Source organism: Escherichia sp. E4930, assembly GCF_005845405.1.
In the GTDB taxonomy this organism is placed as follows: Bacteria; Pseudomonadota; Gammaproteobacteria; order Enterobacterales; family Enterobacteriaceae; genus Escherichia.
The window spans coordinates 74430-89912 of sequence record NZ_VCDZ01000001.1; the positions used below are offsets into that span (position 1 = coordinate 74430).

General features: G+C 50.0%; 13 protein-coding genes. 7 read left to right on the forward strand and 6 right to left on the reverse strand.

Features of this window, described 5'->3' with window-relative positions:
• Positions 1 to 83: 83 nt before the first annotated feature.
• From selD to FFT88_RS00415, 5 genes are all read left to right on the forward strand, one after another.
• Positions 84 to 1127, forward strand: coding sequence for a selenide, water dikinase SelD (gene selD / locus FFT88_RS00395; RefSeq protein ID WP_024212065.1), 1044 nt, complete (start codon positions 84 to 86; stop codon positions 1125 to 1127).
• A 4-nt stretch (positions 1128 to 1131) separates the two neighbouring features.
• A complete protein-coding gene (topB, locus tag FFT88_RS00400; protein WP_135405807.1) occupies positions 1132 to 3078 on the forward strand; it encodes a DNA topoisomerase III in 1947 nt (648 codons plus the stop codon).
• Positions 3079 to 3196: 118 nt separating this feature from the next.
• Positions 3197 to 3997: a hypothetical protein gene (locus tag FFT88_RS00405; protein WP_000750708.1), complete on the forward strand. Its 801-nt coding sequence runs from the start codon at positions 3197 to 3199 to the stop codon at positions 3995 to 3997.
• A 69-nt stretch (positions 3998 to 4066) separates the two neighbouring features.
• Positions 4067 to 5767 carry a molecular chaperone HscC gene (locus tag FFT88_RS00410; protein ID WP_135405808.1) on the forward strand — a complete coding sequence of 567 codons (1701 nt, stop codon included), beginning with the start codon at positions 4067 to 4069 and terminating at the stop codon, positions 5765 to 5767.
• Positions 5764 to 7722: an SEL1-like repeat protein gene (locus FFT88_RS00415; protein WP_135405809.1), complete on the forward strand. Its 1959-nt coding sequence runs from the start codon at positions 5764 to 5766 to the stop codon at positions 7720 to 7722. The genes FFT88_RS00410 and FFT88_RS00415 overlap by 4 nt, the downstream gene beginning before the upstream one ends.
• 55 nt (positions 7723 to 7777) lie before the next feature.
• Here FFT88_RS00415 and gdhA read toward each other — a convergent pair whose 3' ends face one another.
• Positions 7778 to 9121 carry an NADP-specific glutamate dehydrogenase gene (gdhA, locus tag FFT88_RS00420; RefSeq protein WP_135405810.1) on the reverse strand — a complete coding sequence of 448 codons (1344 nt, stop codon included), beginning with the start codon at positions 9119 to 9121 and terminating at the stop codon, positions 7778 to 7780.
• A 295-nt stretch (positions 9122 to 9416) separates the two neighbouring features.
• On the opposite strand from gdhA, the gene FFT88_RS00425 reads away from it, so the two are divergent.
• Positions 9417 to 9689, forward strand: a complete 273-nt coding sequence (locus FFT88_RS00425; protein ID WP_130218835.1) for a YnjH family protein — start codon at positions 9417 to 9419, stop codon at positions 9687 to 9689.
• Here FFT88_RS00425 and FFT88_RS00430 read toward each other — a convergent pair.
• Positions 9655 to 10062, reverse strand: a complete 408-nt coding sequence (locus FFT88_RS00430; RefSeq protein ID WP_135405811.1) for a pyrimidine (deoxy)nucleoside triphosphate diphosphatase — start codon at positions 10060 to 10062, stop codon at positions 9655 to 9657. The genes FFT88_RS00425 and FFT88_RS00430 overlap by 35 nt on opposite strands.
• Positions 10063 to 10149: 87 nt before the next feature.
• Between FFT88_RS00430 and FFT88_RS00435 the strand changes: the two genes are divergently transcribed.
• A complete protein-coding gene (locus tag FFT88_RS00435; protein ID WP_130218839.1) occupies positions 10150 to 10770 on the forward strand; it encodes a CDP-alcohol phosphatidyltransferase family protein in 621 nt (206 codons plus the stop codon).
• Positions 10771 to 10778: 8 nt separating this feature from the next.
• Here FFT88_RS00435 and ynjE read toward each other — a convergent pair whose 3' ends face one another.
• The 4 genes from ynjE to FFT88_RS00455 form a co-directional block, all read right to left on the reverse strand.
• On the reverse strand, positions 10779 to 12086 hold the full coding sequence (gene ynjE / locus FFT88_RS00440) for a thiosulfate sulfurtransferase YnjE (RefSeq protein WP_135405812.1): 1308 nt from the start codon (positions 12084 to 12086) through the stop codon (positions 10779 to 10781).
• A gap of 66 nt (positions 12087 to 12152) precedes the next feature.
• Positions 12153 to 12806, reverse strand: coding sequence for an ATP-binding cassette domain-containing protein (locus FFT88_RS00445; RefSeq protein ID WP_135405813.1), 654 nt, complete (start codon positions 12804 to 12806; stop codon positions 12153 to 12155).
• A complete protein-coding gene (locus tag FFT88_RS00450) occupies positions 12806 to 14341 on the reverse strand; it encodes an ABC transporter permease subunit (protein WP_135405814.1) in 1536 nt (511 codons plus the stop codon). Before FFT88_RS00450 ends, FFT88_RS00445 begins: the two co-directional genes overlap by 1 nt.
• On the reverse strand, positions 14314 to 15480 hold the full coding sequence (locus FFT88_RS00455) for an ABC transporter substrate-binding protein (RefSeq protein ID WP_135405863.1): 1167 nt from the start codon (positions 15478 to 15480) through the stop codon (positions 14314 to 14316). The genes FFT88_RS00450 and FFT88_RS00455 overlap by 28 nt, the downstream gene beginning before the upstream one ends.
• Positions 15481 to 15483: the final 3 nt, after the last annotated feature.

Genomic DNA, 15483 nt, shown 5'->3' on the forward strand with positions numbered 1-15483 from the left:
AGGCGCAGGAATTCAGACACTCTCACTTATCACTTCACGGAATGAAGGTTACCATACCCGGATTGCATTGACAGGAGATGTCCATGAGCGAGAACTCGATTCGTTTGACCCAATACAGCCACGGAGCAGGTTGCGGCTGTAAAATTTCCCCAAAAGTGTTGGAAACCATTCTGCACAGCGAGCAGGCGAAGTTTGTTGATCCGAATTTGCTCGTGGGAAACGAAACCCGCGACGATGCGGCAGTATACGATCTTGGTAATGGCACCAGTGTCATCAGCACCACCGATTTCTTTATGCCGATCGTTGATAATCCTTTCGATTTTGGCCGCATTGCGGCGACTAATGCTATCAGCGATATCTTCGCGATGGGCGGCAAACCGATCATGGCCATTGCGATCCTCGGCTGGCCGATTAACAAACTTTCCCCGGAAATTGCCCGCGAAGTGACTGAAGGTGGCCGCTATGCGTGCCGTCAGGCGGGGATTGCGCTGGCAGGCGGTCACTCCATCGATGCGCCGGAGCCGATTTTTGGTCTGGCGGTGACGGGGATCGTACCGACCGAGCGAGTGAAGAAAAACAGTACCGCACAAGCCGGATGTAAACTGTTCCTGACGAAACCGCTGGGAATTGGCGTTCTCACCACGGCTGAGAAAAAATCACTGCTCAAGCCAGAGCATCAGGGGCTGGCGACGGAAGTGATGTGCCGGATGAATATCGCAGGTGCGTCATTTGCCAACATTGAAGGCGTAAAAGCGATGACCGACGTTACGGGCTTTGGTCTGCTGGGCCACTTGAGCGAAATGTGTCAGGGCGCAGGGGTGCAGGCGCGCGTCGATTATGAAGCGATTCCGAAACTGCCGGGCGTGGAAGAGTACATTAAACTGGGCGCTGTGCCGGGTGGCACCGAACGCAACTTTGCCAGCTACGGCCATTTGATGGGCGAAATGCCGCGTGAAGTACGCGATCTGTTGTGCGATCCGCAAACCTCTGGTGGTCTGCTGCTGGCGGTGATGCCGGATGCAGAAAACGAAGTCAAAGCTACCGCAGCCGAGTTTGGCATTGAACTGACGGCGATTGGCGAACTGGTGCCTGCGCGTGGCGGTCGTGCCATGGTTGAGATCCGTTAATTCAATGCGGTTGTTTATAGCCGAAAAACCGAGTCTGGCACGCGCTATTGCTGATGTCCTGCCCAAACCGCACCGTAAAGGCGATGGCTTTATCGAGTGCGGCAATGGTCAGGTGGTGACCTGGTGTATCGGTCACCTGCTTGAGCAGGCGCAGCCAGACGTCTACGACAGCCGCTATGCGCGCTGGAATCTGGCGGATTTGCCGATTGTCCCGGAAAAGTGGCAACTGCAACCGCGCCCCTCCGTAACCAAACAACTTAACGTCATTAAACGCTTTCTGCATGAAGCCAGCGAAATTGTTCATGCCGGTGACCCGGATCGTGAAGGGCAATTGCTGGTGGATGAAGTGCTCGACTACCTGCAACTGGCACCGGAAAAGCGCCAGCAAGTTCAGCGTTGCTTGATCAACGACCTGAACCCGCAGGCGGTTGAGCGGGCGATCGATCGTCTTCGCTCCAATAGCGAGTTTGTACCGCTATGCGTTTCTGCACTGGCGCGAGCGCGTGCCGATTGGCTATACGGTATCAATATGACCCGCGCGTATACCATTCTCGGTCGCAATGCTGGCTATCAGGGTGTGCTTTCCGTTGGGCGCGTACAGACTCCCGTTCTTGGGCTGGTGGTGCGGCGCGATGAAGAAATAGAAAACTTCGTGGCAAAAGATTTCTTTGAAGTCAAAGCGCATATCGTGACACCTGCCGATGAGCGGTTTACCGCTATCTGGCAGCCGAGTGAAGCGTGCGAGCCGTACCAGGATGAAGAAGGGCGCTTATTGCATCGCCCGCTGGCGGAGCATGTGGTTAACCGCATCAGTGGTCAACCGGCGATCGTCACCAGCTATAACGATAAACGGGAATCAGAATCCGCGCCGCTGCCGTTTTCGCTTTCGGCGTTGCAGATTGAAGCGGCAAAACGCTTTGGTCTGAGCGCGCAGAACGTGCTTGATATCTGCCAGAAGCTGTACGAAACACACAAGCTAATCACTTATCCGCGTTCCGATTGTCGTTATTTGCCAGAAGAACATTTTGCCGGACGCCACGCGGTGATGAATGCCATCAGCGTTCATGCGCCGGGACTATTGCCGCAGCCGGTGGTTGACCCGAATTTACGCAACCGCTGCTGGGATGACAAAAAGGTCGATGCTCACCACGCCATTATCCCGACCTCGCGTAGTTCTGCCATCAACCTGACGGAGAACGAATCGAAGGTCTATAACCTGATTGCTCGTCAATACCTGATGCAGTTCTGCCCGGATGCGGTGTTCCGCAAGTGTGTTATCGAACTGGAAATAGCCAAAGGCAAATTTGTCGCTAAAGCCCGTTTTCTTGCCGAAGCAGGCTGGCGCACGCTGTTAGGCAGCAAAGAGCGCGATGAAGAAAACGACGGCACGCCACTGCCTGTGGTGGCGAAAGGTGATGAGTTGCTGTGCGAGAAGGGCGAAGTGGTAGAGCGGCAAACCCAGCCGCCACGCCATTTTACCGATGCAACACTGCTTTCGGCGATGACCGGGATCGCGCGCTTTGTTCAGGATAAAGATCTGAAAAAGATCCTCCGTGCGACCGATGGTCTGGGGACAGAAGCGACCCGAGCCGGGATTATTGAACTGTTGTTCAAGCGTGGTTTCCTGACCAAAAAAGGGCGCTATATCCACTCCACCGACGCCGGAAAAGCGTTATTCCATTCGCTGCCAGAGATGGCGACGCGACCGGACATGACCGCACACTGGGAATCGGTGCTGACGCAAATCAGCGAAAAGCAGTGTCGCTACCAGGACTTTATGCAGCCGCTGGTGGGGACGCTTTACCAACTGATTGATCAGGCTCGCAGCACTCCGGTCAGACGGTTTAAAGGAATTGTGGTACCAAGGAACGGAGACGAGAAAAATAAAGACGTGAAAAAAAGGGTCAAAAAAACTGCGCAGAAAAAGGATGCTACAGTTAAGCGTGACTGAACAATAGGGGTGTAATTCCGAAAATAAAGCCGAGTATGTTTATTAACATGTTCGGCTTTATTTTTATCGATATACTTCCATTGAATTATTTGATAAGCATACCTATAAGGATATATACATGAAAAAAACATTCATGGGAATTATTGTTTTATCGTCACTGTCACACTTTGCGGCGGCTGAAAGTTACACTGAAAAATTTTATCGTAAATTAACAACTGCAGAATTATCATGGGCTCAAAAACAAGAAGCCTTAAAGGAAGTCAATTGCAGTGAGTATTTAATTAAAAAAACAATTACCACCATTGATGGTTTTACCATTTTGTCGGAGGATATGTTATTCACCAAAAGACCAATTTTTCCTCAAGGAAAGATAGTTTGTTCTATCAGTCCGTATAATGAAGAAAATAAAGAATTCAGTTTTTCTTCAGAAGAGCAAGGCACTGTTGACGGCGTTGCATACCATTTAAGTCATGGACGCGTAGTTGCAGGTTACATCGGAGACGGACTATTTTCATGGGAAATGGAATGCGAAAACCGTAAATCGAAGAATAATGATAGTAGTGCAAAATTTTGCTATGTGAAAGATTTACAGTTTTATGTTCAGTATATTCCTGAGCTGAAAGAAATTAACGTTCCGAAAGGCTATGTTATAAGTCATGGGGAGACTCATTTCTCTGCTATTACCAGGTTTATGGTCGATAAACAAGAAATCTCTATTAATTCAAAGTTACCTTTCATCTATGGTGAATCTGCAAAGGAAGTTTTTAAAATAATTAAGCCAACATCAACGATTTCCTACGTTGCTGTTAATCCATTAAACAACAAAGAAAGCGATTATGAAGTTTCTGGTAAAATGATTGAGCAGTTACCTGCTGCATTAAAAATACTGGAACGTACCTGGTCTTTATACAAAAATTAAGAACAAAATGGTGGTTTAAATACCACCATTTAAAACAATTATTTTATAAGGATATTAAAAGGAATTACGATGATTATCGGTATCGACCTGGGTACAACTAACAGTTTGGCAGCTGTCTGGCGAAATGGACAAAGTGAACTGATCCCCAATGCGTTAGGTAAGTTTTTAACACCCAGCGTAGTTTGTGTTGACGAAGATGGTATGGTTTTGACAGGGGAGGCAGCTCGTGACCTGCAACTCATCAAACCACAAAACTGCGCATCAAATTTTAAACGCATGATGGGCACATCAAAGACGTTAAAACTGGGCGGACGTGAATTTCGGGCAGAAGAACTCTCATCGTTGATATTACGTCAGCTAAAAGAAGATGCAGAAAACTATTTGGGCGAAGAAGTCACTGAAGCGGTGATTAGCGTTCCCGCATATTTTGGTGATATGCAACGCAAAGCAACAAAATTGGCAGCTTCAATGGCAGGCTTAAACGTCGAACGTTTAATTAACGAACCAACCGCCGCTGCACTGGCGTATGGTTTGCATAATAAAGATGATGAACATCAATTTTTGGTATTTGATTTAGGTGGCGGTACATTCGATGTCTCCATACTGGAGTTGTTTGACAATATTATGGAAGTACGTGCCAGTGCCGGGGATAACTTTTTAGGTGGTGAAGATATTGTCGATATCCTGATCGATGCATATTGCTCACGTATGGATCTTCCTGAAAATATTGAATGGCGTGAACCGACACTCCAGCGCCATTTACGCATCGAGGCTGAGCGTGTCAAACGCGTGCTAAGTATGCGCGACGAAGCTACTTTCAGTATGGAGATTGAAGGAAGGCGATATTACTGGCATCTGACCACAGAAAAATTTGAATTTTTATTACAGACCTTTTTCGAGCGAATCCGTATGCCACTGGAGAGGGCAATTCGCGATGCCAAAATTAATATTAGCCAATTAGACCAGGTTGTTCTTGTGGGTGGCACTATACGTATGCCGCTGATTCGCAAACTTGTGACACGACTTTTTGGTCGTATACCGGCAATGCATTTAAACCCTGATGAAGTCATTGCTCAGGGTGCGGCTATTCAGGCAGCACTTAAAGCGCGCCACAGCGAATTACAAGATGTAGTAGTGACCGATGTTTGCCCTTATACGCTGGGCGTTGATACCTCTAAATCGCTGGGGCATACCCGCGAATCAGGCTATTTTGCACCCGTTATTGAGCGTAACAGGAGTATTCCTTGTAGTCGCGTTCGTGCCTTTTACACGGCACATGATCAACAAACAGAGGTTAATTTTAAAATCTACCAGGGTGAAAGCAGGATGGTGGCTGATAATATTTTCCTTGCGGAGTTGTCAGTGAATGTTCCCCCAAAACCGGCCGGTGTTGTGCGTATTGATGTTCGTTTTACGTACGACATTAACGGTATTCTTGATGTTGATATCAGCGTGCCACTGACAGGGGTTAAAAATAGTCTGGTTATTGAACAGAATCCAGGGGCATTAACGGAAGAACAAATACAGCAGTCGTTGTCCAAATTAAGCCTGTTAAAAATTCACCCACGCGATGAACAGATAAACCAGGCCTTTATTGCCCGTCTTGATAACCTCTATCAACTTACGCTTGCGGAAACACGAGACTGGATAAGCAATTGCTCTCGTCAATTCAGTTATCTACTCGAGAAGCAGGATCCTGATCAACTTGCTGATTTTCGGGCTAAAGTTGAACCGACATTAGACTCTCTGGAATGGGAGCGTCTGCAATGAACTGCTGGGAAATATTAGGTTTACAACCTGGCGTGGAAGAACGAGATATTAAGCGTCGTTATGCGCAACTGGTAAAAAATTGCCGCCCGGAAGATTCTCCCGAAGCCTGGCAACAATTGCACGATGCCTATGAACAGGCTTTACGTTATGACGACGAAGAGCTGTGGCAAGAAGATGAAGAAGAACAGTGGCAAGAAGAGGAAGAAGAGCAACCGATCAACATGTCCAGGGGTATTGTTCATCCTCGTCCTGTGATGACATTTCGCGCACCCAACACCTTTTCTGGTCATCCACTTCCTGATGTCACTATTAAATCAGAGGGGGAACTCACCTGGCAAGCCGTTCTGGATATGCTCTTTGAGGAGAATGAAGCTATTCCCGAACACGCCCCCATGCAACTTGCTAAGGCGTTATCTTTCCTTGAGCATAAAGATCTCAGCTCACGAATGTGCTTTGAAGAAGCGTTATTACTGCATCTTCATCGGGTATTCCGGCCACTATTAACTCTCGCTGCATCACAAACGTTCAGATGGCATTTAGTTGCAGGCAGTCGTCAACCCGTAATCCAGACAGAAATTAACGAAAGTTGTCTTCTTTATTATCGCATCGAAAAACAAATTACCCCTTTCTTTGCCAGTAACTTGTCTCCACTGGAAGAAATGGAAAACGGGAAGGAAATGGCTACGATTTATCAATCATTAAAGGATAATGAAGAGAGCCTGAAATGGTTTGATATCGCAGTATTAAATAAAGTTGCTGAATTTGAACTGTCAGACAACTATATGGCATTGTTAATAGAGCATTTATCGTACTCCTGGCGAAAAGAAAAAATGATTCGCAAGTGGAAATTAACTGAACGCTTCAATAATTTAGCAATGCAACATCATAGTGGATATGAAAAGTTGTTAAATGCTATAAAATTAAAAGGTCTTTATTATTATCCATCTTCTGTATTCCAGTCTTGCTTACATGCTGCAGAGCAAGGCTATTCACTTGCCTGGTATTCTCTTGGCAAAATGTATTACGAAGGTGATGAAGTTTCACAGGATCTAAAATTAGCTTTTAACTGGTTTACCCGCGCCGCGCAGCATAATGTTATCGATGCTCAGTATGCGTTGGGCGTTATGTATAACGATGGAAAGGGGACGGACAAGAACATTAGTGAGGCAAGAAAATGGTTTTTACTTGCAGCCGAAAATGGCAAAACATCTGCGCAATATGAACTTGCCTGTATCTCCCGCTTTGCTGTTGCGCCATTACGAAATTATGAAGAAGCATTACGGTGGTATTTATCTGCCGCCACACAAGGACATGAACTGGCCCAATATGAGTTGGGACAAATGTATATACAAGGTATTGGCGTGGAGCGCGATGAGGTACAGGCCCATCGTTGGTTTTTGCAATCGGCGGAACAGGACCATCCTGACGCACAATATCATACTGCCAGGTTGTATAGTGAAAGTGAAAAAATTCCTCAGGATCCGGAAAAAGCACTGTACTGGTTTACCAGATCTGCAAAAAATGGTTCCGGGGATGCCATGTATGAATTGGGGAAATATTATTTAACCAACAATGATGATCCTGAAAATAACGCTGAGGCTATTCAATGGCTTACTGGTGCAGCGCAGCGTGGGCGAATAGAGGCGATATTTTTGTTAGCCGAAATGTATCTCTACGGTACAACAGATATCGCAAAAGATGAAAATCATGCGCTGCACTGGTACGAAAAAGCGGCGCGTTTAGGGTCGACCGAAGCGCAACACCAGACTGCGGCAATGTATGCTCAGGGGACAGGCACTAAAATTGATAATAAACAAGCATGGATGTGGTTAACAATTGCCGGAAATAACAACCCCTGGATTGAAAAAGATGCGTTGCGATGCTTAATGTCTGAACAGGATATTCAGGATGCAGAACAAACGGCTGCAAATTGCAAACGTCTGCTAAGGATTTAATTAACTCAGGGAAAATCGTCTGGTTATAAGGAAAACCAGACGATTGTAATAACGATTAAATCACGCCCTGGCTTAACATCGCATCCGCAACCTTCACAAAACCGGCAATGTTTGCGCCCTGTACGTAGTTGGTTTGCTCACCTTCACCGCCGTGTTCAACACAAGCGTGGTGGATATCCAGCATGATGTGATGCAAACGTGCGTCAACTTTCTCGGCTTTCCAGCCCAGGCGCGCAGCGTTTTGCGCCATTTCCAGGCCCGATGTTGCTACACCGCCAGCATTAGCCGCTTTACCCGGAGCAAACAGTACGCCTGCCTGCTGGAACAGTTCAGTCGCTTCGATGGTGGTTGGCATATTTGCCCCTTCGGCGACGGCTTTAACGCCATTGGCGATAAGCTGATGCGCGGCGTCAACATCCAGTTCGTTCTGGGTGGCGCAAGGCAGGGCGATATCAACCGGTACGGACCACGGTTGTTGGCCTTCGAGATAGACCAGGCCAAATTCTTTGGCGTAATCTGACACTCGACCATCGCGGCTGGCTTTGATTTCGATAAGACGCGCCAGTTTCTCTTTTGTGAATCCGCTTTCATCAACCACTGTGCCGCTGGAGTCTGATGCCGTGACCACGCGAGCGCCAAATTCCATCGCTTTTTCGATAGCGTACTGGGCGACGTTGCCGGAGCCAGAAACGGAAACGCGCATTCCTTCAAAACCCATACCGTGGCGTTTTAGCATCGCTTCTGTGAAATAAACCAGACCGTAACCGGTGGCTTCCGGGCGAATAAGACTGCCGCCAAAAGAAAGACCCTTACCGGTGAAGACGCAGGCGGTATTGTTAGAGAGCTTTTTCATCATCCCTGCCATAAAGCCAACTTCACGACCTCCAACGCCGATATCACCTGCCGGAACGTCGGTATCCGCGCCCAGGTGGCGATACAGTTCAGTCATTAGTGCCTGGCAGAAACGCATCACTTCGCCTTCGCTTTTCCCTTTCGGGTCGAAATCGCTGCCGCCTTTACCACCGCCCATCGGCAGGGTAGTCAGGGCATTTTTGAAGGTTTGCTCGAAGCCGAGGAATTTGAGAATGGAGAGGTTAACTGACGGATGGAATCGCATACCGCCTTTGTACGGGCCGATGGCGGAGCTGAACTGCACGCGCCATGCGCGGTTGACCTGCACCTGGTTGCGATCGTCAACCCATACCACGCGAAACTGGATCACGCGCTCCGGTTCAACCAGGCGCTCCAGTAATGACATCTGACGATACTGGGGATTTTGTTCAAGAAAAGGCCAGAGAGTGGTCATTACTTCACGAACGGCTTGCGCGAACTCGGTTTGATTCGGGTCGCGCTTTTGTACATGGTTGAGGAATGACTCCAGAGAATATGTCTGATCCATAGATATAAAACCCTTATATATTAAGACGATTGTGCGTATGTTGTTTGTTTTGCAGTTTTCGACTATACCATCAAGAATGTGACGGTAAGCAAGTAAAAAATGACACCGGAAAGCAAATTAATAATGTGAGGAATTTATAAACGCCGCCTAATGTCGGATACATCTTCTTCGGCCTACCAAAATGGGGACATTTGGTGGATAAGGCATTCACGCCGCATCCGGCAACCAGACGCTTAAGTTTTGCCGTCAGCCTACCGATATCAGTACATAGGCAACGAAATATAAGGAGTTTCCAGTGAGTCGAGCATTGTTCGCCGTAGCGTTGGTATTCCCGTTTTTTGCGCTGGCTAATCAGCATTATCGTCCGGATGTGGAAGTGAATGTGCCGCCGGAAGTGTTTAATTCTGGCGGACAGTCGGCGCAGCCCTGTAGCCAGTGCTGCGTTTATCAGGATCAAAACTATTCTGAAGGGGCAGTGATTAAAGCAGAGGGAATACTGTTGCAATGCCAGCGGGATGATAAAACCATTAGCACTAATCCGTTGGTCTGGCGGCGCGTAAAGCCATAAACGCCTGTAAAAGCGGAATGTCAGCAGGGGCCAGCGGATATTGCATTGCCTCTTCAGGTGAGCACCAGACCAACGCCTGATGTTCATGTGCCTGTAACTTCCCGTGGAAGTCGGGTACGTGCCAGGCATGAAGATGGATAATCCGCCCTGAAACTTCCCGCTGGTGGCTGGCTACATATTTCCCGATGATAGCATCGATACCGAGCTCTTCACGCAGCTCGCGTATCAGCGCCTGTTGCTGGCTTTCTCCAGGTTCGACTTTACCGCCAGCAAATTCCCATAATCCCGCTTGATCGCTATGCGCAGGGCGTTGCGCGATTAAAATTTTGCCATCCCGTTCGATAATGGCGGCAACAACATCAATCATTTCCATAAATTACACACGGTCGAATACAGGAAAAATGCCATAATATCCGCAGTGTTGCCCGAGCTGAAGGGTTTTATTTCTTAAGGAGTACCCGTGTTAGACCGCCATCTTCATCCCCGAATTAAGCCTTTGTTGCATCAGTGCGTGCGAGTTCTGGATAAACCGGGCATTACACCTGATGGTTTAACGTTAGTGGGGTTTGCCATCGGCGTGCTGGCGCTGCCGTTTCTGGCACTGGGCTGGTATTTGGCGGCGCTGATTGCCATTTTACTGAACAGGTTGCTTGATGGTCTGGACGGTGCGCTGGCGCGGCGCAGAGGGTTAACCGACGCGGGGGGCTTTCTCGATATTTCGCTGGATTTTCTTTTTTACGCGCTGGTACCGTTCGGGTTTATTCTCGCCGCACCGGAACAAAATGCGCTGGCGGGCGGCTGGCTGCTGTTTGCGTTTATCGGCACGGGCAGCAGTTTTCTCGCATTTGCTGCGTTGGCGGCGAAACATCAGATTGATAATCCCGGTTATGCGCACAAATCGTTTTACTATCTGGGCGGGTTAACAGAAGGCAGCGAGACGATTTTGCTGTTTGTTTTAAGTTGTCTCTTTCCGGAATATTTCCCGTGGTTTGCCTGGATTTTTGGCGCGCTTTGTTGGATGACGACATTAACGCGGATTTGGAGTGGGTATCTGACGCTGAAGTCGCTTCAGCGTCAGTAATTGCCGTGTTATTGGCTACTGTCCGGGCCGCGTTCACCAGTTGCTACCGGATTTTTTGGATCGCTGCTCCATTCGTACCAGCCACCGTCATAAACGGAGACGTTATTCCAGCCCATTGCGCGCGCATACATAAAGGTTTCGGACGCGCGCCAGCCGGTGCCGCAGTAGAACGAGACTTGTTGATCCGGCAGGATATTCCATTCTTTCCACATGGCCGCGACGTCATCGGCAGTACGCATGGTGCCGTCTGGGTTATGGAAATCTTCCATATGCGTTGAATCGCTGCCCGCATGGCCCCAACGTGCGCCCGGAATGTCACCTTTTGGCTTGATGTAGTCATAGCCGCTGGTGGTGCCGATAAATTCCGCCCAGGAACGTACGCTGACCAGTGAGGCATCCTGGCGATGTAGCAGGCCGCGGGCCTGTTCCATATCGAGCATCAGTTGCGGTTGCGCCGGGATCTTCACGCCGAAATCCGGTTTCGGTTTCACTTTCGGTGGCGTACCGCGCTCAACGGGCAGACCTGCGTCGGACCAGGTTTGCCAGCCGCCATCCAGCAGTCGCACATCTTTCACGCCAGCGTAGAGCATAATTTGCGCCACGCGCGCTGCGGCGTAAACATCACGCCCGTAGAGAATGACCGTGGTGTCATGACGAATGCCGTGCTTCGCCAGCATTGCTTTAAGCTGTTCGTCAGAGACTTTATTCCACAGCGGTTCGCTTTCCACTTCGTTGGTATCGATGTAGTCAGCGCCGGGAATATGGCTGATAAGGTAAAGCTTAGGAGCGCCCCAGGCCGCTTCAATGACTTTCCAGTCACCCGCAGGTTTCGCCGTAACTTCTTTACCTTGTTGTAGGTCATGCAGCCATTGCGGATAAACCAGCTGCTCAAAGTGCGGCAGTTTTTGCAGTCGGGAAGGTTCGCTCAGTGCGTCACTCAGGATGGAGATATGCGTAAAGCCTGCTTTTTGCAGTCGCGTTTTGACGGCATCGACATCTTTGTCATTACCGTACAGCGCCACCGGAGCATCGGTTTTCAGGTTATGTTGCTTAATCCACTCGTTGAGCTGTTCGGTGCTCATTTTGTCGAGCCAGCTAGCAGAAAGGTTTAAGGCGGCAGGTTCATGACCGGAAGGGCCATTTAAGGTTTGTGGCCAGCCGTTATAAAACGCGCTGGGGCGAGTATCAATCGCTTTGCCATTTTGTTGTTGAAGCTGGTCAAGTGTAAGAGGCTTCGCCAGTTCAGCGGCCCACGAAGAAGCGCAAGCCAGCCCTAAAGCCATTGCCAGCGCGGTCATTTGAGAAACACGTTTCATCGAAAATCCCGACATTGTAGTTTTGAGTGCGCCATTCTGAACTGACGCATTTGGAAAAACTTTGCGTTATCGCAGTTTGTTGTAATTTTCTGACCACTGCGTCATATCCATAACGGGACTATCGGCAGGAACATCCTGAAGATCGTGGGTTACCTGAACGACGGGGATCGCCAGCTCGCGAACTTCATTGAATACCCACTGACGAAAATTATCGCGCAGAGCTACGTCAAGACGGCTGAACGGTTCATCAAGCAATAATGCCTTTGGCTGTGCGAGAAGGGCGCGCAGCAGGGCCACCCGCGCTCGCTGACCGCCAGACAAAGTGGCAGGATCCTGATGGAAAGCTCCGTCAAGGCCTGAACGCTCAAGTGCATCATTCACGGCATTACGTCGGGCATTCCCTTTAAGTGTCGCCGGTAGCGCCAGCAGTAAATTTTGTCCGACGCTGAACTGGTCAAATAACAGCGCATCCTGGAAAAGAATGCCAATCTGACGCCGGGCGGTAGGCAGGGTATCGATACGTTGATCATTGAGCCATAGCTCACCTGTACAAGAAAATTGCCCGGCCAGCGCACCAATCATCCATGAAAACAGTGTAGATTTTCCACAGCCAGACGGCCCCATTAACGTGACAATGTCACCTTTATTGACTGTAAAGTTAACGTCTTCCAGTAAACAGGTTTCAGGCAAACGCAGCGAAACATTTTTCACGCAGAGCATTAGCGGAGTCCTTGTCTGACATAACCTACCCATTTTGCGACTAACGCGGTCAGGGCAAAAATAATAAGTGGCAATAGCAGTTGCCATAAGGCCTGGGTGGCGAGGATGCTGTTACTACCGCCGCTACTTAACGCTACCGCTTCGGTGGTGAGCGTCGAGAAACGTCCTGCTCCCAGCCACAGCGTCGGCATATACTGTGCAATACTGACTGAAAATCCGACAGCGAAGGCAATCAGCGCAGGGCGCAGCATTAGCGGACATTTCACGTAAAAGAAGATTTTGGCCCGTGACCAGCCCAGCGTCTGCGCAATCAATATTAATCGTGAATCGATGCGACGCCAGGCCGGTTGCAGGATGAACAGCATCCACGGCATCACCCACAGCAGATGCCCCCACACCACCGCAGTCCAGCAGCCATCCAGATTCAGCCATAGCGCCAGCGTGTACTGGCTCGCCACTAGCGGCAAGGCGGGTAATAATATGGGCAACCATAGCCACAACTGGCGACGCTGTGGCCCCCATTCCAGCCACAGCAACAACAGAACCAAAGCGATGAATGTTGCCACCAGTCCCATCGTCAGGCTATTGAGCAGCGCCTCGTTATTGATCGTCGACTGATCCGCGAGGATCGCCAGCAGAACCACACACAGCACACCGGTTAAGGGTAAAAAACTCGCCAGCGTAATGCCTGGCAATAAAGGCGTGGCAGGCTTACGAACGCCATCTACGCGGGGAATAGTACGCCGCCAGCTACGCCATAACAGATAACCAAGCAAAACGTAGGCGGCGAGTAACAGCATCAGCAGCAGGCTGGCAAGCGCGCCTTTTGTTTGTTGGTCAATGTCGCCCTGGGTTAACCACTGCCAGCTAATTACCGCAAGCGTCGGTGGATTACCTGGCCCAAGAATAATCGCCACATCCACGACCGACAGCGACCAGGCGACAATCGCCAGCATCGCCATTGCCAGCGCAGGCGCGACGGAGGGCAATAACAACCAGTTCAGGCATTGCCAGCGGCTGTAGCCCAGCGAATCCAGTACAATAACTTGCTGTACCAGGCGTTTTTCACTCAGTGCTGCCAATAAGATCCACAGCAGAAATGCGCTTTCTTTCACCGCCAGCGTGAAGCCCAGCCCAATACCCAATTTGTCCATTGGCGGAGTGAAATATGGGAAATAGTCATAAAGCAGCCCTCCGTCAGCAAAGAGCAGCAGGGCGCTGGTGGCAAAAGCCACGTGGGGGATGGCGAGTAGCCACGGCAGACGGGCGCACAGATGCTGCCATTTCGGCCCAGGCCATAGCGCTACTATCACCAGCAGGGCAATAAACAAAGCGCCGACCGCCGCAATGCTTGTCGACACCAGTGTTGCCAGTAATGCCTGCGGTAGCTGCGGATCGGCAAATAACGCCTGCCAGTGCGTCAGCGACATGGCAGGTGTTATCAGCGTGAAAGCCGACGGTACCAGCGGTGCGTAAATCACCGCCATCACCACCCACAGCAAAGAAATTAATGCGTACCGTAACGGCGTAGCCATTCTTGTTCCAGCGCATTTACCCAACCAGCATGCGGTTCCGCCAGGACCGGCGGCAGATCCTGCGGCATTCTTGATTGCAATGTTTCACGCTGCCCGGCAGGTAGTTTTTGCGGATCGAGAACTGAAGGATCGCCCCAGACAGCGGGATCCGCTTTACGCAGTTGTGCTTCAGGTGACAACAGGAAGTTGGCGACGACTTTTGCCGCAGCACTGGCAGTTGCGTTGGCTGGAATGGTGACGAAATGCACGTTGCCAATCATTCCCTCGCTAAAGCCAAAGCTGTAACTGCTGGTGGGTAAATCGCCGCTGGCGATTTTTTGCTGCGCATGAGCAGGATTAAAAGTCAGCGACAGGCGCAATGTGCCGGCTTTCAGCAGGGCATCCATTCGCGCGGGCGAGGGGGGGAAATCTTTTCCCTCACGCCATAAATACGGATGCAGCGCATCAAGATATTGCCACAAGGGCGCAGTGACACGGGCGAAAGTGGCATCGTCCGGCGCTTTTTTTAATGCAGCGGGATCGGGCGTCAGCATAATCAGCAGCTGTTCAAGAAACGCGGTGCCGGTAAAGTCTGGTGGGCGCGGATAGGTAACCGTACCAGGGGTGGCTTTGGCAAATTCCAGCAAGGCTTGCGGCGTTTGTGGTGGCTGTGGCGTAACATCGCGGCGAGCGATAAACGTCAATTGCGCGCCGCCCCAGGGCGATTCCGCACCTTGTGTCGGCACTGAAAAATCTTCCCGCACCGGCAGCTGTGTGTCGACATAGCGCCAGTTGGGCAGAGTCTCCGCCCAGTCAGTTTGCAGTAAATTAGCCTCTTTTAAGGTACGAAAGTTTTCGCCGTTCACCCAGAGCAGATCCACCGAGCCGCCCGTTTTACGTCCGGCAGCAGCTTCGGTCTGAATGCGCTTCACCGCGTCTGCGGCATCCGCCAGACGGACGATTTTCAGGTTTATAGCGTAATGGGTTTTCATCTCGTAGCTAACCCAGTCGAGATAGCGGTTAATTGCGGTATCGCCGCCCCAGGCGTTAAACCAGACGGTTTGCCCTTTGGCATCATTTTTAATTTCCTGCCAGTCACTGGCATGTGTTGCCAAAGAAAACAGCGATAACAATCCCAGCAACCATACACAATGGCGCATCAT